This is a genomic window from Variovorax durovernensis, assembly GCF_977011995.1.
Genome location: NZ_CDRNCW010000001.1, coordinates 5,466,935 through 5,486,353 on the forward strand (window position 1 = coordinate 5,466,935; position 19,419 = coordinate 5,486,353).

Genomic DNA, 19,419 nt, shown 5'->3' on the forward strand with positions numbered 1-19,419 from the left:
CTCGCCCATGACCGACGGCGTGAGCTATGGCCTGCTGGCCGGCCTGATGGCCTGCGGCCTCGTACTGCTGCTGGTGTTCGGCACGCTCATCCATGGCTACTACGTGCTGGCCTGCGGCTTCGCGCTGCTCGGTTTCGCCGGAATGAACAACCTGGCGCCGAGCGACCCGCTCGCGCACTGGGCGGCAGCGGCGCTGGCACTCTGGGCGATCTTCCGGCTGCAATTCGCTCGGCAGTTGCTGCGGCTGCGGCATTTCGCGCCACGGCTGGACCGGGTCGCGCAGGGGGTCGGCATCGCGCTGGTGCTGACCTTGCTGTACGCCGCGGTCGAGACACAGCTGGCGTGGACGCTGCGCGCCGTGCAGGGCCTGCTGGTCGCCGCCACCGTGGTCCTGGTGGCCGGTGCGCTTTTCTCGTTGCGCGGCCTGCGCTGGCCCGCACTGCTCTTCTGCGTCGGCGCCCTGCTGCTGCTGGCGGGCATCTCCATCACCCGCCTTCCGAGCTGGAGCGAGCCGCCCTGGGCGCCCGGACGGCCGAACATGGCGCAAGCCGCGGCAATCGCTGAGCTTGCGATGCTCGCCCTGGCCGTCGGCGCCCGCCTGCGGCACGTGCTGCGCTCCGAAAAGGCGCTGGAGGCGCGCACGCACGCGCTGATGGGCGCCATGGGCACCGACGCCCTTACCGGAGCCACCAGCCGCGCCGGCTTCGAGAGCCGTGGCGACGAATGGCTGCACGAAGGCCGGCCGTTCTCGCTGATGCTGGTCGGCCTGAACGGTTTCAGCCGCGTGAACGAACGGCACGGCCGCGCGGGCGGCGATGCGGTGCTCACGGCCATCGCGCAGCGGCTGCGCCAGCAGGTGCGCGCCGACGACATGGTGGCGCGCCTGGGCGACGACGAATTCGCATTGCTGCTGGCCGGCAACCCGACACGCCAGAAGCTCGCGGAAATGGCGATACGCATCGAGACCGCGGGCGCGACGCCGGTCGCTTACGAAGGCAGATTGCTGGCGGGTGGCGAGCTGAGCATGGGCATCGCCTGCCATCCCGCCGACGGCGACACCCTCGCCAGCCTGATGGCTTCGGCGGGCGAGGCGCTGCAACGCTGCAAGCGCCAACGCATGGGGCCTGCTTATGCGTTCGCGGGCGAGCATTCGGGCGGCTCCGCGCGCGGCACATGAAAAAACCCCTGGCTCACGGATGAACCAGGGGTTTCGAATGGTGCCGCTTGTCGGAATCGAACTGACGACCTTCCGCTTACAAGGCGGGTGCTCTACCAATTGAGCTAAAGCGGCTGGTGAATTTCTTCAGTGCATGATTCTAGTGGCGTGGCCGGCATGGTCCGGCCGGCCGGCTCACTTGATGCGTTTCAGCGACGGCCTGGAGCCACCACCGGCCGGCGGGCGCGGCGGCTCGTCGGCGGGATCGGTAGCGGGGCCGGCGTCGACCGTTTCGTCGGCATCGTCGCCCGTCACCAGGTGGACGATCTTGCTGGCGTCGCCCTCGGTGCCGCGCGAGGCATCGCGCAGCGGCATGCGCGCGGGTCCTTGCGGCGAAGGCGCCGGCGCATCGGCGTGGCTGTTGCCGCTGTCCGACGAGGAAGCGGCGGGCACCGGCGCGGGAAACGCCATGCCCTGCCCGTTCTCACGCGCGTAGATCGCGATCACGCGCCCTACCGGCACGCTGATTTCACGCGCACTGCCCGCGAAACGGGCCTTGAACTCGATGAAATCGTTGCCCAGCTTGAGCGAACTGGTCGCGTCAAAGCTGATGTTGAGCACGATCTCGCCGTTCTTCACGTACTCGCGCGGAACCTGGACGGTGTCGTCGACCTGCACCGCGACATAGGGGGTGAACCCGTTGTCGGTGCACCATTCATACAGCGCCCGGATAAGGTACGGGCGGGTGGAAGACGACTCGAGCGCGTTGATCATGAAATTGGTACCGTGCAATCGCGAAATCGCGGCCTCGAATTGGCCACTGTCTCTTCGCGGAACACCGCGGAACCGGCTCTGCCGGGCCGCAGGTGTTGCCCCCGGACGGGGGTTGGCGAAGCGACACGAAGTGCGCGAAGCCTGGGGGCGATCTTAATTACTTTCGCATGACCTTTTCAGACGGCGTCAGTGCTTCGATGTATGCGGGGCGCGAGAAGATGCGCTCGGCGTACTTCAGCAGGGGCGCAGCGTTCTTGCTCAGGTCGATGCCGTAGTAGTCGAGGCGCCACAGCAGCGGCGCGATGGCCACGTCGAGCATCGAGAAGTTGTCGCCCAGCATGTACTTGTTCTTGAGGAACACGGGGGCCAGCTGCGTCAGGCGGTCGCGGATGTGCGAGCGGGCCTTTTCGAGCGCCTTGTCGTTGCCCTTGGCGGTGCGGTTCTCGAGCGTCGACACGTGCACGAACAGTTCCTTCTCGAAGTTGAGCAGGAACAGGCGCACGCGGGCGCGGTCGACCGGGTCGCCGGGCATCAGCTGCGGATGCGGGAAGCGCTCGTCGATGTACTCGTTGATGATGTTCGACTCGTACAGGATCAGGTCGCGCTCGACCAAAATCGGCACCTGGCCGTACGGGTTCATCACGCTGATGTCTTCGGGCTTGTTGTAGAGATCGACGTCGCGAATCTCGAAGTCCATGCCCTTTTCGAACAACACGAAGCGGCAGCGGTGGGAAAAGGGGCAGGTCGTTCCTGAATACAAGACCATCATGGCGAGAGACTCCTAAAAATCAAAAAGAGTGGGTCGCGTTGGCAACCCACTCTGTGGGACCGGATGCCTTGGGTGGCGCCCGGTCGGCGTGGACGGAACTACTTGACGTCTTTCCAGTACGAGGCGTTCAGTCGCCACACAAAAACCACCGACATGGCCAGGAACAGCAGCACCCACACGCCGATGCGGATGCGGGTGTTCTGTGCCGGTTCGGCCATCCATTGCAGGTAACTCACCAGGTCGCCGACGGCATTGTCGTACTGCACGGGTGTCAGGGTGCCGGGAGTGACTTGCTCCCAGCCCTTGAACACTTCGGTTTCGTGGCCGTGCTGTTCGACCTTGGTGTAGACCGGGCGGCGTTCGCCTTGCAGTTCCCACAGGGGGTTCGGCATGGCGACGCTGGGGAACGCAAGGTTGTTCCAGCCGGTGGCTTTGGTGTCGTCGCGGTAGTAGGTGCGCAGATACGTGTAGAGGTAGTCGGCGCCCGTGCCGCCGTGGCCGGCACGCGAGCGCGCGACCAGCGTGAGGTCGGGCGGCGTGGTGCCGAACCATTCCTTGGCCTGGCGCGGATCGATGTTGGCCTTCATGGTCTCGCCGACCTTGTCGGTCGTGAACAGAAGGTTGTCCTTGATCTGCTGCTCGGTAATGCCGATGTCCTGCAGGCGGTTGTAGCGCATGAACGCGGCCGAGTGGCAGTTCAGGCAGTAATTGACGAACAGCTTGGCGCCGTTCTGCAGCGCGGCCATGTCGTTGGTCTTGGTGTTGGCCTTGTCCCAGGCAATGCCTTCGGACTCGGCCGACGCGGCTGCGGAGAAGGTCAGGCCCAGGGCCAGACCCAGGACCGCGAGCCAGCCGGAAATGCTTTTCTTCTTCATCGTGTTTCTCTCAGCTCTCTTGGGCAGCATGACTCAATGGGCGGCGAAGACCACGCGCTCGGGCACGGTCTTGAACTCGCCCTTGCGGCTCCACCACGGCATCAGCAGGAAGAAGCCGAAGTAGACCAGCGTGCCGATCTGCGAGACGGTCTGCGCGATGTCGAGCGCGAACGACCCGATGACCAGGTTGCCCCAGACGCCCGGCGGCTGGATGCCCAGGTAGCCGAGGATCAGGAAGAAGAAAACGAAGGCGCCGTACACATACTTGTGCCAGCTCGGACGGTAGCGGATCGACTTGACTTCGCTGTGGTCCAGCCACGGCAGGAAGAACAGGATGATGACCGAGCCCCCCATCACGACCACGCCCCAGAACTTGGCGTCGAAGGACTTGAGCAGGAAGATGACCACGGCTGCCACCACGATGAGCGCGACCTTGAAGGCCGTGCCCGACTTGCCCTTGACGAAGTTCAGGATGGCGCCCGCGGCGATGATCAGCGAGAACACGTTGACCATGTCGTCGGTGGTCGCGCGCAGCATCGAATAGAACGGCGTGAAGTACCAGACCGGCGCGATGTGGTTCGGCGTCTTCAGCGAATCGGCCGGAATGAAGTTGTTGTACTCGAGGAAGTACCCGCCGGCTTCAGGCGCGAAGAAGATCACGGCCGAGAAAATGGTGAGGAACACCACCACGCCGAAGATGTCGTGCACCGTGTAGTACGGGTGCGACGGAATGCCGTCGAGCGGATGGCCATCGGGACCGCGCTTGGCCTTGATCTCGATGCCGTCGGGGTTGTTCGAACCCACTTCGTGCAGCGCGATCAGGTGGGCCACCACGAGACCCAGCAGCACCAGCGGCACGGCGATCACGTGGAAGCTGAAGAAGCGGTTCAGCGTGGCGTCGCTCACCACGTAGTCGCCGCGGATCAGCAGGGCCAGGTCGGGGCCGATGAACGGGATGGCGGCGAACAGGTTCACGATCACCTGTGCGCCCCAGTAGGACATCTGGCCCCAGGGCAGCAGGTAGCCCATGAAGGCTTCGGCCATCAGGCACAGGAAGATCGCGCAGCCGAACACCCAGATCAGCTCGCGCGGCTTGCGGTAGCTGCCGTACATGAGGCCGCGGAACATGTGCAGGTACACCACGATGAAGAACGCCGAGGCGCCCGTCGAGTGGATGTAGCGGATGAGCCAGCCCCACGGCACGTCGCGCATGATGTACTCGACCGATGCGAACGCCTGGCTCGCATCGGGCTTGTAGTGCATCACCAGGAAGATGCCGGTGACGATCTGGATCACCAGGACCAGCATGGCCAGCGAGCCGAAGATGTACCAGAAGTTGAAGTTCTTCGGCGCGTAGTACTTGCCCCACTGGTCGTTCCAGAGCTTGCTGAGCGGAAACCGGTTGTCGACCCAGTTCAGCAGCTTCTCGCTGGCAGGAGCGTTGGGGGAAATCTCGTGGAATTCAGCCATGTTCTTATTCCGCCTCAGGCCTTCTTGGAGTCTTCACCGATCAGGAGCTTGGTGTCCGACAGGTACATGTGCGGCGGCACCGGCAGGTTGTCGGGCGCGGGCTTGTTCTTGAAGACTCGGCCAGCCAGGTCGAAAGTGGAGCCATGGCAGGGGCAGAGGAAGCCGCCTTCCCAGTCGGCGGGCAGCGAGGGCTGCGGGCCGGCCTGGAAGCGGTCGCTCGGGGAGCAGCCCAGGTGCGTGCAGATGCCGACCACGACCAGCACTTCGGGCTTGATCGAACGGTGTTCGTTCTGTGCGTACTTGGGGGTGAATTCGTCGGGGTGGCGCTTGGACTGGGGGTCGGCGAGTTGCCCGTCCAGCTTGGGAAGTTCCGCGACCTGCTCGGGGGTGCGCTTGAGGATCCAGACCGGCTTGCCTCGCCATTCGACGGTGATTTTTTCACCGACCTTGAGGCCCGAGATATCGACCTCTACCGCTGCGCCGGCGGCTTTGGCCTTCTCTGAAGGCTGGAAAGTGCTCACAAAGGGAATAGCTGTTGCCACGCCGCCCACCACGCCGGCACAGCTGGACGCGATAAGCCACGTCCTTTTGCCTGTGTCGATCCGGGGCGAGCCGGAGGTCATGTCACTCATGGGGATCCTCTTGTCTTCTTCGCTGGAGCAGGGCCAACCCTTGGCTTGAACAGGGTCAACCGGAGATTGTAGCGGGGCGCTGGGGGAGAATTCAACGGGCGTATTGCCCCCTGCCCGCCCGCCGGCGAGCCGGGAGGCCTGCACGAGGTGGCGCGCCGAATGGCGACGAGGGCCGTCGCCGATGCCGTCTTCAGTTCAGCAGACCGTGCTGCATCGCTTCATGAACCGCCTGGGTCCGCGACTTCACTGACAGCTTGCGGTAGATGCTCTTGGCATGGAACTCGATGGTGTTGACCGACAGGTAGACCGCCTCGGCGATCTGACGATTGCTCCAGCCCTGTGCGATCAGCCGCAGCACCTTCAGTTCCCTTGGCGACAGCAAACCGCGCGGCAGTTTCTCTACCGATGATGGCGCCTCTTCCCGCTGCTCCTGCACGCGGATCGGCTCGATCGTGCGCGCCTTGGCCGATGCGGCGATCGAACCCAGGATGCGCCGCGCGATGCGCGAGTCCATCGGCGCGCCGCCACGCTCCACCGAACGCAGCAGGTACGCAAGCTCGATGTCGTCCACTTCGGTCAGGAGGTAGCCGATGGCGCCCGCGGCAATAGCCGCGCCCACCAGTTCCTGATCGTCGGTATCCGACATGCCGACGCTTTCGATGCCCGGGTAGTTCTGGCGCACGTGGTGCAGCAGCGAGATGCCGTCCTTCGATGGCAGCCGCATGTCGACCAGGGCCAGGTCATACGGCAGTGCAGCCAGCAGGTTGCAGGCTTCGGCGCGGCTTGACGCCACCACGATGCGGCGGCGTGGCGCAAGCTCGGCCAGTATGCGCCGCATGCGATCGGCAACGGCGAGATCGTCAGCGACGATCAACGCGGCATGAAAGACACCGCCATACATCTGCGCAACCGAAGACAGCGGCCGCACGGATTGGCTACGGACACTCACATTCATTTCCATGACCGCACTCCCCTGGCGACACGGAAAACCGTGTCCATGTAGGCATTGGCAAAGCTCGAAAACAGATTGACCACGCGACATCCCCTCTGGCTCATCGCTACCCACGGGTAGCTTCGAAATGTTGTCTTTCGTTTCAGATGTCGCAGGAACGATGCCTGAGCGGTACAGCACCGTGAGAACAGGCGTGCCATTGCCTGTAGTACTTTGATTTCATTGAAAAAATTGCCACGAACAGACCGTGCAACGCGGTCTTGAGACGACCTGGAAAAGGCGGTTTTTGCGCCGTTGTTACGTGGCGTTTTGAGCGCGCGTTACGTAGCACCGCGCAACGCGAAACACGCTCGACTTCGCATGTCAGCGCATCGCCCACGGATTTATGTGATGCCCGCGAAGCCGCATGGGCATTGGCTTTGCGGGCCCCTACACTTTTTTTCGAACTTGCATCGAAGCACTCGCGGGACCGCAGAACTACGGATCCCGGTGATGTTCAGCAAGTACCTCGATTCCTAGCATCGGTTGCACCGGGTAACGCAATGAAACCCGACCCTGCTTTCACGCGACGAGGGCGCATGGAAGCCCGGACGTTGCCATCGATACATCAAGGAAAAAAGGTCCAAATGACTACATCCAAGCGCTCTGCTGTTCGCTCTTCTTCCAACATGCGCAAAGCAGGTGTCAGCCGCCTTCTTGCGTCAGTGCTGGTGGGAGCCGGTTATGTGATGACGCTGCCTGTGGCGCATGCACAGGTCACTATTGGTGGCGCCACGGTCAACGCCGGGAACGTATTTGGTGATACCAACTTTGGCAACGGCGGCGGAGTTCTGAATGCCGTGGGCGGCGTCACTACGCCGACACTGTCCGCAGGAACCGTCAACACAGTCAACGTGACGGCATCGCGCGGCACGATCAACACACTGAGCGCAGGCAGCATCACGTCGGGCACTGTCTCTGCTGGCAGCGTCAGCGCCGCCAGCGTCACGGCCAGCAATGGCACGATCAACACACTGAGTGCGGGCAGCATCACTGCTAGCACCGTCTCGGCCGGCAGCGTCAGCACCGTCAATGTGACTGCATCGCGCGGCACGATCAACACGCTCAGTGCGAGCAGCATCACGTCGGGTACCGTCTCTGCCGGTAGCGTCAGCGCTTCCAGCGTCACTGCAAGCAATGGCACCATCAATACGCTCAGCTCTGCCAGCATCACCGCCGGCACCGTCTCTGCCGGCAGCGTCGGCGCCGCCAGCGTCACTGCCAGCAACGGCACGATCAACACGCTGAGCTCCGCCAGCATCACCGCCGGCACCGTCAATGCCACCAGCGTCAGCGCTGTCAATCTGACTGCAAGCAACGGCACCATCAGTACGCTCAGCTCTGCCAGCATCACAGCCGGCACCGTCAGCGCAACCAGCGTCGGCACCGTCGACCTGACTGCCAGCAACGGCACCATCAACACGCTGAGTTCCGCCAGCATCACCGCCGGTACGGTCAGCGCAACCAGCGTCGGCACTGTCGACCTGACTGCCAGCAACGGCACGATCAACACGCTCAGCTCCGCCAGCATCACCGCTGGCACCGTCAGCGCAACCAGCGTCGGCACCGTCGACCTGACTGCCAGCAACGGCACGATCAACACGCTCAGCTCCGCCAGCATCACTGCCGGCACCGTCAACGCAACCAGCGTCGGCACCGTCGACCTGACCGCAAGCAACGGCACCATCAACACGCTGAGTTCCGCCAGCATCACCGCCGGTACGGTCAGCGCAACCAGCGTCGGCACTGTCGACCTGACTGCCAGCAACGGCACGATCAACACGCTCAGCTCCGCCAGCATCACCGCTGGCACCGTCAGCGCAACCAGCGTCGGCACCGTCGACCTGACTGCCAGCAACGGCACGATCAACACGCTCAGCTCCGCCAGCATCACTGCCGGCACCGTCAACGCAACCAGCGTCGGCACCGTCGACCTGACCGCAAGCAACGGCACGATCAACACGCTCAGCTCCGCCAGCATCACTGCCGGCACCGTCAGCGCAACCAGCGTCGGCACCGTCGACCTGACTGCCAGCAACGGCACGATCAACACGTTGAGCTCCGCCAGCATCACCGCTGGTACCGTCAGCGCAACCAGCGTCGGCACTGTCGACCTGACTGCCAGTAACGGCACGATCAACACGCTCAGCTCCGCCAGCATCACCGCCGGCACGGTCAGCGCAACCAGCGTCGGCACCGTCGACCTGACTGCCAGCAACGGCACGATCAACACGCTCAGCTCCGCCAGCATCACCGCTGGCACCGTCAGCGCAACCAGCGTCGGCACCGTCGACCTGACTGCCAGCAACGGCACGATCAACACGCTCAGCTCTGCCAACATCACCGCCGGCACCGTCAACGCAACCAGCGTCGGCACCGTCGACCTGACCGCAAGCAACGGCACGATCAACACGCTCAGCTCCGCCAGCATCACTGCCGGTACGGTCAACGCCACCAGCGTGGGCACCGTCAACCTGACAGCAAGCAACGGCACGATCAATACGCTCAGCTCCGCCAGCATCACCGCTGGCACCGTGCACGCCACCAGCGTGGGCACTGTGAACCTCACGGCAAGCAACGGCACGATCAACACGTTGAACGCCACCAACGTCAGCACGACCAACCTGTCGGCGGCCAGCGCCACCATCAACGCACTGACCGCCAACTCGGTGAGCGCAACGACGGTGAACGCAAGCACGGTGAATGCGAACACCGTCAACGCCACCACCGGCAACTTCCAGACGATCACCGCGGCCAACGGCAACATCACGGTGCTCAACACGCAGACCGGCAACATCACCACGATCAACGCGGTGACGGGCAACGTCACGACGTTGAATGCGGGCACGGTCAACGTGACGGGCAACGTGACAGCCGGCGGCACGATCACGGCGGGCAATGGCGTGGTTGCGAACGGCCGCGTGCAGAACGTGGCGCCCGGCATCCTGCCCACGGATGCGGCGAACATGCAGCAGTTGAACCAGGTGCGGGCCGAGACACAGGACGCGCGCAAGACCGGCAGCACCGGTGCCGCGATCGCGTTGGCGGCGGCCTCGGTGCCTGCGCTTGAGGCCGGCAAGCAGTTCGGCGTGGGTGTCGGCGTCGGTTCCTACGACGGTCGCTCGGCCGTCGCGGCCGCTATCAGCTTCCGCCTCGGCGAATCGTCGCAGATCAAGGTGAACGTCGGCACCGGCCAGAGCGGCAAGATCGGCGGCGGGGTCGGCGCTTCCTGGTCCTGGTAAGCGCGCCTGGCGCGGCGGCGGCATGGCGTCCGCCCCCCGCGCCAGCCATGAAAAAAGAAAGCCGGCCCCTATACTGGGGAGCCGGCTTTCCTGCATCTGCATCGAGGTCGGCGTGTCCCGGCTGACCTCCTGACCCGTTCATTCCACGGCTTCATGAACTCATCTGCACTCGCCCCTTCTCCCAGCCTGTCCGCGGAAGATGCCGGTCGCCTTCTGGAGCAGGGCCTGACGCTGCATCGCGTGGGCCGTTTCGCTGAAGCCCTGCAGATCTATGCCGACCTGCTCGCCCGCGTGCCGGAGCATGCCGACGCGCTGCACCTCACCGGCGAAGCCCTGTACCGCCAGGGCCGCCCCCGGCTGGCACTGAACTACGTGAACCGCGCCATCGCGCAGTCGCAACACCCGTTCTACTTCAACACACGCGCGACGATCTTCATGCACCTGGGCCTGCTGGCCGAGGCGCAGCAGGACCTGAGCCGCGCGATCAAGGCGCTGCCCCACTACCCCGAGGCCTACGTGAACCTGTCGGCGGTCTATCGCCAGCAGAAGAAGTTCCGCCAGGCGCGAGACGCCGCGTCGCAGGCCACGCGGCTCGCACCGCTGGCGCCTGCCGCATGGAACAACGCCGGCGCGATCGACATGGAGCAGAACCGCTTCGACGAGGCGCTCGGGCAGTTCATGCAGGCGCTGAAGCTCGACCCGAAATACACCACCGCGCACAAGAACATCGGCAAGATCCGCGCGCATCAAAAAGACTGGTCGGGCGCGCTGGATTCGCTCGCACAGGCCGCGGCTGACCCGCTGGACTTCGAGGCGTCGTACCTGCTGGCCAGGGCGCTGCTCGACGGCGGCCGCGCCGACGAAGCCATTGCGCCGATGCAGCACGCCATGCGCAACTGGTCCGCAGAAGACCGTCACAAGGTGCTGTCGGACCCCGAGGGCATCGCGGCGCTCTATGGCGTTTGCGGCACGCTGGAAGGCGCGTCGATGCGCTTCGACGAGTCGGCCGAGCTCTACAAGCTGGCGCTCGAAAGCCTGCCCGAGAACGAACTGCTGCTGAACAACCTGGGCACGGTGAACTTCCGCCTCGGCGACTACGACAAGGCCATCGAAGTGCTCAGGAAGGCGCTGGAGGCGCATCCGCGCCAGGTGCTCGCACGATGCAACCTGGGCGTGACCTACGTGATGGCCGGCCAGTCGGAAGCAGCAATTGCCGAGTTCCAGCAATGCCTGCGGGACGACCCGGCCTTCATGCCCGCAATGGTGTGGATGCTCGGCGAGAAGGCGCATATCGCCCATTGGGATGGTGTGCCCGAACTGCGCGCGCGCATTGCTTCGCACCTGGACAATCCGGCCAACGACCAGGCGGTGTCGTCTTTCATCCTGATGTCGAACTACGACGACGCCCGGCGACTGAAGGACTGGACACAGCGCTCCGCCACGGTGGCCGACAAGGCTTCGACCATCAAGCCCTTTGCCGATGCGGGCACGCGCCGCACCTCGCCGCGCATCCGCGTGGGCTACTACTCCTTCGACTTCCGCAACCACCCGGTGGCACACCTGACGGCCGAGCTCTACGGCCTGCACGACCGCAAGGATTTCGAGGTCTTCGTGTACTCCTACGGCCCCGACGACGGCCACCCGGCGCGCGCGCGCATCGCGGCGTCGGCGGAGCATTTCGTCGACATGCACGGCCAGTCGATACAGCAAATGGCCGAGCGCATCCGCGAGGACGAGATCGACATCCTGATCGACCTCTCGGGCGACACGCGCGGCGCCAAGCCGCAGGTCATGGCCTACCACACGGCTCCCGCGCAGCTCATGTGGCTCGGCTACATGGGCACCAGCGGCTCGACCAACTACGACTACCTGGTGTCGGACAACTTCCTCTCGCCCCAAGGCACGGAAGACTGCTACACCGAGAAGCTGCTGCGCCTGCCGGAGACCTTCCAGGTGATCGACACGAAGCGCCCCGTCAATCCGCACAAGGCCACGCGCGCGGCGCACGGCCTGCCGGAAGACGCGTTCGTGCTGTGCAATTTCTCGCAGTCCTTCAAGATCCAGCCCGAGACCTTCGACGCCTGGGTTCGCATCGTGCAGGGCATCCCGAACTCGGTGCTCTGGCTCGCGCAGGGCCCGAACGGCTTCGAGCAGAACCTGCGCGCGCACTGGGAAAAGGCCGGCCTCGCGGCCGAGCGCCTGATCGTGTCGCCGCGCATGCCGGTCGACCAGCACCTGGCGCGCATCGGGCTGGCCGACCTGTTCATCGACACCTTCCCGTACAGCAGCGGCGCTACCGCGAACGACGTGCTGTGGTCCGGCGTGCCGCTGCTGGCGCTCACGGGCTCGACGATGGTGTCGCGCATGGCGGGCAGCCTGCTGGGCGCCATCGGCCTGCCTGAGCTGGTGGCCGCGAACCATGCGGAATACTTAGCGAAGGCCATCCACTACGCCACGCACCCCGACGAACTCGCGGTGCTGCGTGCGCGGCTGGCCGCGGCCAAGGAGGCGCGCCGCGGATATTTCGACACGCCGCGCTTCGTGCGCCACCTCGAGGACGGCTTCAGGCAGATTGCCGCGCGCAGTCGTGAAGGGTTACCTGCCGCGCACGTCGATGTCGCGTTGCGCCCGCCGGAGAACTGAGCAATCGCGGGCATACTCGGCTCTCCTTCAACAGCAGAGCTCCAGCAGCCTTTTGAATCATGAGCATCCTCAGTGAATTCAAGGAATTTGCCGTCAAGGGCAACGTCATCGACCTCGCGGTCGGCGTGATCATCGGCGGCGCGTTCGGCAAGATCGTCGATTCGCTCGTGGCCGACATCATCATGCCGCTGGTGGGCCTGGTGTTCGGGAAGCTCGACTTCTCCAACCTCTATGTGGTGCTGGGCACCGCGCCGCCCGGCGTGGCAAACACGCTGGCCGACCTGAAGAAAGCCGGCGTTCCCGTGCTGGCCTATGGCAACTTCATCACCATCGCGGTCAACTTCGTGATCCTGGCCTTCATCATCTTCATGATGGTCAAGCAGATCAACCGCCTGAAGCGCAGCGAAGAGCCGGCACCGGCCGCCGCGCCAGCAACGCCCGAAGACGTCGTGCTGCTGCGCGAAATCCGCGACAGCCTCAAACGCCCCTGAGGGCTCGGGCCATGCGCAATGCCTCGATGAGGCTGGACGCATCGGCCTGCCCCGTCCCCGCGATGTCGAACGCGGTGCCGTGATCGGGGCTGGTACGCACCAGCGGCAGCCCCAGCGTCACGTTCACGCCCTTCTCCACGCCCAGGTACTTGACCGGGATCAGGCCCTGGTCGTGGTACATCGCAATCACCACGTCGAATTCGCCACTGGAAGGCACACCGCCCTTGGCGCGTGCGCGCATGAACACGGTGTCGGGCGCATACGGCCCATGGGCGTCGATGCCTTCGGCGCGCGCGGCCTCGATGGCCGGCGCGATGATCTCGCGCTCCTCCGAACCGAACAGTCCGCCCTCGCCCGCATGCGGGTTCAGGCCCGCTACGCCGATGCGCGGCATGCGGCCCAGCGCATGCGTCAGGGCACGGTGCGTGATGCGCAGCGTCTCGAGCACGCCCTCGAAGCGGACGGCCTCGATGGCCTGTCGCAGCGACACGTGGATGCTGACGAGCACGGTGCGCAACTCGTCGTTGGCCAGCATCATGCGAACCGGCACGTCGGCCACGGTGCGCCCCAGGTGCGCGGCGGCCTCGGCCTGCAGCAGTTCGGTATGACCGGGGTACGGGAAGCCGGCGGCGGACAGCGCCTCCTTGTGCAGCGGTGCGGTCACGATGGCGGCGACCTCGCCGCGCAAAGCGGCCCGCGCGGCCCAGACCACGCATTCGCCCGCCACGCGCCCGGCCTCGGCGCTGACCTGGCCGATCTCGATGCCAGAAGGCGGCGCGATCACCTGCAGCACCGGGATGCAGCGCGGCGGCACGGTGGCAGCCTCGGCGACGGATTCGATCTCGAGCACCGGCCAAGCCAGCTCGCCCGGCGCGGCCAGCGCCTGCGAGGCCTGGCGCATCGTGCCCACATCGCCGGCAACGAAGGTGCCGCGGGTGGCATCGGGCGCCTCGCGGAAGGCCTTGGCAATGATCTCCGGGCCGATGCCCGCGGGGTCGCCCAGGGTGATGGCGATGGGGCTGTTCACTGCGCTCATGCCGGGTTGTCGATGTCGATGAACTCGTGCACCAGCCCGAGTTGCGCGGCCACGTGCCCGGCCACCGCCTGCGCGCCGTAGCGCTCGGTGGCATGGTGCCCGCAGGCCAGGAACGCCACGCCCATCTCGCGCGCGTAGTGGGCCTGCGGCTCGGATATCTCGCCGGTGATGAAGGCGTCGGCACCGGCCGCGATGGCTGCCTCGAAGTAGCCCTGGGCACCGCCCGTGCACCAGGCAACGGTCTTGATGGGACGCTGCGCGGTGTCGAGCAGCGTGACGGGCCGCTTCAGCACGCCCTCCACATGGGCGGCAAGCGCCTTGGCATCGGCAAAGCCCTCGCCGTTTTCGCGCGTGCCCAGGAAACCCAGCTCCTGTTCGCCGAAGCGCCCGGTGGCGCCGGGGTGGGCGACAAGCCCCAGTTGCAGGCCGAGCTGCGCGTTGTTGCCCAGCTCCGGGTGCGCGTCGAGCGGCAGGTGGTAGGCAAACAGGTTGATGTCGCGGCCGAGCAGCAGGCTCAGGCGCTGCTTCATCCAGCCGGTGACGCAGCCGCTCTGGCCGCGCCAGAACAGGCCGTGGTGGACGAAGATGGCATCGGCTTCGGCATGGATGGCGGCTTCGATCAGCGCGCGGCTGGCGGTCACGCCCGAGACGATCTTGCGGACCACGGTTCGCCCCTCGACCTGCAGGCCGTTGGGTCCGTAATCCTTGAAGCGCCCGGGGGCGAGCAGCAGGTCGAATGCGTGAAGCAGTTCGTGGCGGGTGGTGCTCATCGCGACATTGTCGCGCGCCCCGCAGGCTTCACGCCGTCGCGCATGGCATGGCCGCGCACGGCAAGCGGCAGGAGCGCAAGCAGGAGGCCCAGGGCCGCCAGCACCGCCACGTAGTGCGCCGGCGCCATGGTGTCGTGCTGCAGCCAGAGCGTGAGGATCACCGGCGTGAGCCCGCCGAACACCGCATAAGACATGTTGTAGGCGAACGAAAGGCCGGTGAACCGCACCGGCGCCGGGAAGGCGCGCACGCCCGCGATCGGCACGGTGGCGATGGTGCCCACGAACAGGCCGACCAGCCCGTAGTGCCAGAACAGCGTGGCCGGCGTGCCGGGCAGGCCCGTGTAGAACAGATAGGCCGTGGCGAACAGGCCGCCCCAGCCGACGAGCATCACGGTGCGGGTGCCGACACGGTCGCTGGCCCAGCCCGCGAGCATGCAGCCCAGCGTCAGGGTCAGCGTGGCCAGCGCGTTGGCTTCGAGCGACAGCGCGGCCGGGATGTGATGCACCTTCTGCAGGTAGGTAGGCGTGTAGAGCACCACCACCACGATGGCGGCCGACAGCACCCATGTCAGCAGCGCCACATATACACAGGCCAGACGGTGCTCGCGCAGCACGGTGCGCAGCGGCAGTTCGCGCGCCACGCTGCGGCGGCCGGCCAGTTCCTTGAACACCGGCGTCTCGTGCAGGAAGCGGCGCAGGTACACCGACACCAGTCCGAACACCCCACCCAAGACGAACGGAATGCGCCAGGCGAAGTCGCTCACCTGCTCGGACGAGTAGTGGCGATTGATGGCCACCGCGATCAGCGAGCCCAGCAGGATGCCGCCGGTGATGCCCGAGGTCAGCATGCCGATGCCGAAGCCGTAGCGCCTTGCCGGCACATGCTCGCCCACGAACACCCAGGCGCCCGGCATTTCGCCGCCGATGGCCGCGCCCTGCAGCACGCGCATCAGCAACAGCAGCAGGGGCGCCGCCACGCCGATGCTCGCGTAGGTCGGCAGCAGGCCGATCACCAGCGTGGGCGCCGCCATCAGGAAGATCGACAGCGTGAACATGCGCTTGCGGCCGAAGATGTCGCCGAAATGCGCAATGACGATGCCGCCCACCGGGCGCGCCAGATAGCCGGCCGCGAAGATGCCGAAGGTCTGCAGCTGCCGCAGCCAGTCGGGCATGTCCACCGGGAAGAACAGCGCCCCCAGCACGGTGGCGAAGAAGACGTAGATGACGAAGTCGTAGAACTCCAGCGTGCCGCCGAGGGCGGACAGGGCCAGGGTCTTGTAGTCGCTCGTACCGAGCGTGCGTGCCGGCGCCGGCTGCGCGCCGTCCGGAAAGGTTGCTTCTGGGGTCATGGCTGACGGAGAAATCGTTGCTGCGCGCACCGGTCCGCAAGACCGGGTGGGAACGGGAGGCGGCGCGCCGACGAAACGCCTGGCCGCATCCGCCGGGTGGGCAGCGCGGGAGGCCTGGAAAACACGGTCCGGATCGGAACCGACCCGGAATGCTAGGGGTTATCCCGGATTCCCGCAGCCGGCCGGCCCCAATCTCGACCGTCCGGCGCGGTTTATGGGCCGTGCCGTTGAGGGACAATCGCAGGCAGTGCCGCGCCTGGAATGGCGCTCTTCGAACGTCTTCCATCAAGTTTTCATGAAACGTACCTGGCTGCTTTTTGCCCAAGCCGTGACCGTCCTGCTCGCGGCGTACTTCGTCGTCGCAACGCTCAAGCCCGAATGGCTCAACAAGCGCTCGACCTCGCTGGGCGGCGTGGTTTCGGTCGTGCAGGCGCCCACGGGCAACCCCGCCATTACAACGCCCGGCAGCCTGGCCGCGCCGGCCAAGAAGGCGTCGCCGGCGGTGGTGAGCATCAACACCAGCAAGGCGGCCCAGCGCCATCCGCGCAGCAACGACCCGTGGTTCCGCTTCTTCTTCGGCGACCAGGACGACCAGCCCCAGGTGGGCTTGGGCAGCGGCGTGATCGTCAGCACCGACGGTTACATCCTCACCAACAACCACGTGGTCGAGGGTGCCGACGAGATCGAAGTGACGCTGAACGACAGCCGCCACGCGCGCGGCAAGGTGATCGGCACCGACCCCGACACCGACCTAGCCGTGCTCAAGATCGAGCTCGACAAGCTGCCGGTGATCGTGCTGGGCGACTCCGACGCGCTGCAGGTGGGCGACCAGGTCCTGGCCATCGGCAACCCCTTCGGCGTGGGCCAGACCGTGACCAGCGGCATCGTCTCGGCGCTGGGCCGCAACCAGCTCGGCATCAACAATTTCGAGAACTTCATCCAGACCGACGCGGCCATCAACCCCGGCAACTCGGGCGGCGCGCTGATCGACGTGAACGGCAACCTGCAGGGCATCAACACCGCGATCTACTCGCGCTCGGGCGGCAGCATGGGCATCGGCTTCGCGATTCCGGTGTCGATGGCCAAGATCGTGCTCGAGGGCATTGTCAAGGAGGGCCAGGTGCGCCGCGGCTGGATCGGCGTGGAGCCAAGCGACCTCTCGCCCGAACTGGCCGAGACCTTCGGCGTGAAAGCCGACTCGGGCGTGATCATCACCGGGGTACTGCAGAACGGCCCCGCGGCCAAGGCCGGCATTCGCCCGGGCGACGTGATCACCTCGGTGGGCGAAAAGAAGACGGACAACGTGCAGGCGCTGCTGACCGCGGTGGCCGGCCTGAAGCCGGGCAGCACCTCGCGATTCGCGCTGCAACGCGGCAGCGACAAGATGGAACTGGACGTGACGCCGGGCCTGCGGCCGAAGAGCCCGGTGCGGCAAGTGCCGAATGAATAGATAGGCTCGCCCCCAGGCTGCGCGGCACTTCGTGTCCGCTTCGTCTTCCCCCTACCGGGGGCAACACCTGAGGCCCGGCTAAGCCGGTTCCTCGGTGTTCTGGGCTTTGGGATCGCCTGCGGCGATCCCATTCAGGGGATCAGCTGGAAGATGCCGAGTCGGCGCTTTCTTCGTCTTCCGGCTTCTTGCCGCTGCTCGCGAAATACTTGGCGCCGATGATGCCCACCTCGTACAACAGGCACATGGGCACCGCCAGGGCCAGCTGCGACACCACGTCGGGCGGCGTAAGCACCGCGGCCACCACGAAGGCCACCACGATGAAGTAGCCGCGGAAGGACTTCAGTTTCTCGATGGTGACCATTTCGAAGCGCACCAGCAGCATCACGACGATCGGCACCTGGAAGGCGACGCCGAACGCGATGTAGAGCGAAAGAATGGCCTCCACGTAGGAGGAAATATCGGGCGTCGCCTGCACCGCCGCGGGCGCGAAACGCTGGATGAAGCTGAACATCTTGTCCAGCACGAAGAGCTGCACGAACGCGATGCCCGCATAGGCCAGCAGGCTGCCGAAGAAGATCAGCGGAAGCGCGAACTTCTTTTCGTGGCTGTAGAGGCCCGGCGCCACGAACATCCACGCTTGGTACATGAGCCAGGGCAGCGCCAGCAGCACGGCCGCCATCATCAGTACCTTGAGCGGCACGAAGAACGGCGAGAACACGCCGATGGCGATGAGCTTCGCGTCGTGCGGCATGTGGGCCTTGATCGGCATGGCGATCAGGTCGATCAGCCCGCCGGGGCCCGGCCAGATGGCCAGCAGGATGCCGGCGACCACGAGCCCGTAGACACAGTAGAGCAGACGGTCGCGAAGCTCGACCAGATGCGCCACGAACGGCTGCTCGGTGCCCGCCAGCTCGTCTTCTTTGTCTTTGTTCTTGTTGTCGGAATCGGCCATTGGAAAAGAAGATAGCGTGACGTCGGCCGGCGTGCGGCGCGCGCGGCACGCGGTGTTGTGGATGCGCTAGTTGATCTTGTTGATCGTGTGCGGACGGAAGCGCGCAACGCGCGCCGCGCCCGACAGCGCCTTGGTGCGCACGCCGTTGCGCGCCTTGTACCACTGCGGCGTGGCGCCCTGCTTCAGGCGCCAGTTCTTGCGCGGGTGCTTGTACTCCGGCGGCGGTGGCGGCTCGGGTTCGGCCAGTGCCGAGAGGGTTTCGCCCGAACCGGAGAACTGCTTTTCGAAGTCGCTTGCACCTGTGTGGATGCTGTGCTCGACGTCGCGCGCCGCATCCTCCACGGTGGTCTTCATCTTGCGCAGTTCGTCGAGCTCCATCGAGCGGTTGACTTCGGCCTTGACGTCGTTGACATAGCGCTGCGCCTTGCCGAGCAAGGTGCCGACGGTGCGGGCCACGCGCGGCAGCTTTTCCGGGCCGATGACGATCAGCGCCACGACGCCGATCAGCGCCAGCTTCTCAATGCCGAGGTCGAGCACGTGCGGACCGTGCTCAGGACTTCTGGCGCGCTTCGACGTCGATCGTCGACTTGTCGCTGTTGGCCGGCTGGCCGGTCACTTGCTGGGCCGGGGCCGACGAAGCGGCGGCATCGGACGAGCTGCCGTCCTTCATGCCGTCCTTGAAGCCCTTGACGGCGCCACCAAGGTCCGAGCCCATGTTCCGCAGCTTCTTGGTGCCGAAGATCATGACCACGACGAGCAGCACGATCAGCCAGTGCCAGATAGAAAAAGAACCCATGGAAGACTCCTAAGAATGTGTCC

At 65.5% G+C, this 19,419-nt stretch carries 17 protein-coding genes and 1 tRNA gene; 5 read left to right on the forward strand and 13 right to left on the reverse strand.

Features of this window, described 5'->3' with window-relative positions; translation table 11 throughout:
• The first annotated feature begins 7 nt into the window (after window positions 1-7).
• Window positions 8-1,177: a diguanylate cyclase domain-containing protein gene (locus ACWV14_RS25985; RefSeq protein WP_454904436.1), complete on the forward strand. Its 1,170-nt coding sequence runs from the start codon at window positions 8-10 to the stop codon at window positions 1,175-1,177.
• A gap of 38 nt (window positions 1,178-1,215) precedes the next feature.
• On the opposite strand, the gene ACWV14_RS25990 is transcribed toward ACWV14_RS25985, so the two are convergent.
• The 7 genes from ACWV14_RS25990 to ACWV14_RS26020 form a co-directional block, all read right to left on the reverse strand.
• Window positions 1,216-1,291: transfer RNA gene (locus ACWV14_RS25990), tRNA-Thr, on the reverse strand.
• 60 nt (window positions 1,292-1,351) lie between these two features.
• Window positions 1,352-1,930: a ClpXP protease specificity-enhancing factor gene (locus ACWV14_RS25995; protein ID WP_422088026.1), complete on the reverse strand. Its 579-nt coding sequence runs from the start codon at window positions 1,928-1,930 to the stop codon at window positions 1,352-1,354.
• A 157-nt stretch (window positions 1,931-2,087) separates the two neighbouring features.
• A complete protein-coding gene (locus ACWV14_RS26000; protein ID WP_081266420.1) occupies window positions 2,088-2,699 on the reverse strand; it encodes a glutathione S-transferase N-terminal domain-containing protein in 612 nt (203 codons plus the stop codon).
• A 98-nt stretch (window positions 2,700-2,797) separates the two neighbouring features.
• Window positions 2,798-3,574, reverse strand: coding sequence for a cytochrome c1 (locus ACWV14_RS26005; RefSeq protein ID WP_106935526.1), 777 nt, complete (start codon window positions 3,572-3,574; stop codon window positions 2,798-2,800).
• 33 nt (window positions 3,575-3,607) lie between these two features.
• Entirely contained in the window at window positions 3,608-5,044 is a 1,437-nt protein-coding gene (locus tag ACWV14_RS26010; protein ID WP_422088028.1) for a cytochrome b, read from the reverse strand.
• Window positions 5,045-5,058: 14 nt separating this feature from the next.
• Window positions 5,059-5,676 (reverse strand): ubiquinol-cytochrome c reductase iron-sulfur subunit, encoded by a 618-nt coding sequence (gene petA / locus ACWV14_RS26015; protein WP_454904437.1) that lies wholly within the window; start codon window positions 5,674-5,676, stop codon window positions 5,059-5,061.
• Between the two features lie 190 nt (window positions 5,677-5,866).
• On the reverse strand, window positions 5,867-6,808 hold the full coding sequence (locus ACWV14_RS26020) for a LuxR C-terminal-related transcriptional regulator (protein WP_454904438.1): 942 nt from the start codon (window positions 6,806-6,808) through the stop codon (window positions 5,867-5,869).
• 446 nt (window positions 6,809-7,254) lie between these two features.
• On the opposite strand from ACWV14_RS26020, the gene ACWV14_RS26025 reads away from it, so the two are divergent.
• From ACWV14_RS26025 to mscL, 3 genes are all read left to right on the forward strand, one after another.
• A complete protein-coding gene (locus ACWV14_RS26025; RefSeq protein ID WP_454904439.1) occupies window positions 7,255-9,909 on the forward strand; it encodes a beta strand repeat-containing protein in 2,655 nt (884 codons plus the stop codon).
• Between the two features lie 153 nt (window positions 9,910-10,062).
• Window positions 10,063-12,552, forward strand: a complete 2,490-nt coding sequence (locus ACWV14_RS26030) for a tetratricopeptide repeat protein (RefSeq protein ID WP_454904440.1) — start codon at window positions 10,063-10,065, stop codon at window positions 12,550-12,552.
• Window positions 12,553-12,611: 59 nt separating this feature from the next.
• Window positions 12,612-13,043 carry a large conductance mechanosensitive channel protein MscL gene (gene mscL, locus ACWV14_RS26035; RefSeq protein ID WP_454904441.1) on the forward strand — a complete coding sequence of 144 codons (432 nt, stop codon included), beginning with the start codon at window positions 12,612-12,614 and terminating at the stop codon, window positions 13,041-13,043.
• On the opposite strand, the gene pdxA is transcribed toward mscL, so the two are convergent.
• Genes pdxA through ACWV14_RS26050 form a run of 3 tightly spaced genes read right to left on the reverse strand, consistent with a single transcriptional unit; the run spans window position 13,030 to window position 16,198 of the window.
• On the reverse strand, window positions 13,030-14,079 hold the full coding sequence (gene pdxA, locus ACWV14_RS26040; RefSeq protein ID WP_454904442.1) for a 4-hydroxythreonine-4-phosphate dehydrogenase PdxA: 1,050 nt from the start codon (window positions 14,077-14,079) through the stop codon (window positions 13,030-13,032). The two genes, mscL and pdxA, sit on opposite strands and share 14 nt — an antisense overlap.
• The gene (locus ACWV14_RS26045; RefSeq protein WP_454904443.1) at window positions 14,076-14,849 is read right to left on the reverse strand and encodes a Nif3-like dinuclear metal center hexameric protein; all 774 of its coding nucleotides are present in this window, start codon (window positions 14,847-14,849) and stop codon (window positions 14,076-14,078) included. The genes pdxA and ACWV14_RS26045 overlap by 4 nt, the downstream gene beginning before the upstream one ends.
• Window positions 14,846-16,198 carry an MFS transporter gene (locus ACWV14_RS26050; protein WP_454904444.1) on the reverse strand — a complete coding sequence of 451 codons (1,353 nt, stop codon included), beginning with the start codon at window positions 16,196-16,198 and terminating at the stop codon, window positions 14,846-14,848. Before ACWV14_RS26050 ends, ACWV14_RS26045 begins: the two co-directional genes overlap by 4 nt.
• 295 nt (window positions 16,199-16,493) lie before the next feature.
• Between ACWV14_RS26050 and ACWV14_RS26055 the strand changes: the two genes are divergently transcribed.
• Window positions 16,494-17,648 carry a S1C family serine protease gene (locus ACWV14_RS26055; protein ID WP_454904445.1) on the forward strand — a complete coding sequence of 385 codons (1,155 nt, stop codon included), beginning with the start codon at window positions 16,494-16,496 and terminating at the stop codon, window positions 17,646-17,648.
• Window positions 17,649-17,787: 139 nt separating this feature from the next.
• Here ACWV14_RS26055 and tatC read toward each other — a convergent pair whose 3' ends face one another.
• From tatC to tatA, 3 genes are all read right to left on the reverse strand, one after another.
• Window positions 17,788-18,600 (reverse strand): twin-arginine translocase subunit TatC, encoded by an 813-nt coding sequence (gene tatC, locus ACWV14_RS26060; protein ID WP_237678968.1) that lies wholly within the window; start codon window positions 18,598-18,600, stop codon window positions 17,788-17,790.
• 66 nt (window positions 18,601-18,666) lie between these two features.
• Window positions 18,667-19,137, reverse strand: a complete 471-nt coding sequence (gene tatB / locus ACWV14_RS26065; protein WP_081266432.1) for a Sec-independent protein translocase protein TatB — start codon at window positions 19,135-19,137, stop codon at window positions 18,667-18,669.
• 13 nt (window positions 19,138-19,150) lie between these two features.
• A complete protein-coding gene (gene tatA, locus ACWV14_RS26070; RefSeq protein ID WP_237678966.1) occupies window positions 19,151-19,396 on the reverse strand; it encodes a Sec-independent protein translocase subunit TatA in 246 nt (81 codons plus the stop codon).
• Window positions 19,397-19,419: the final 23 nt, after the last annotated feature.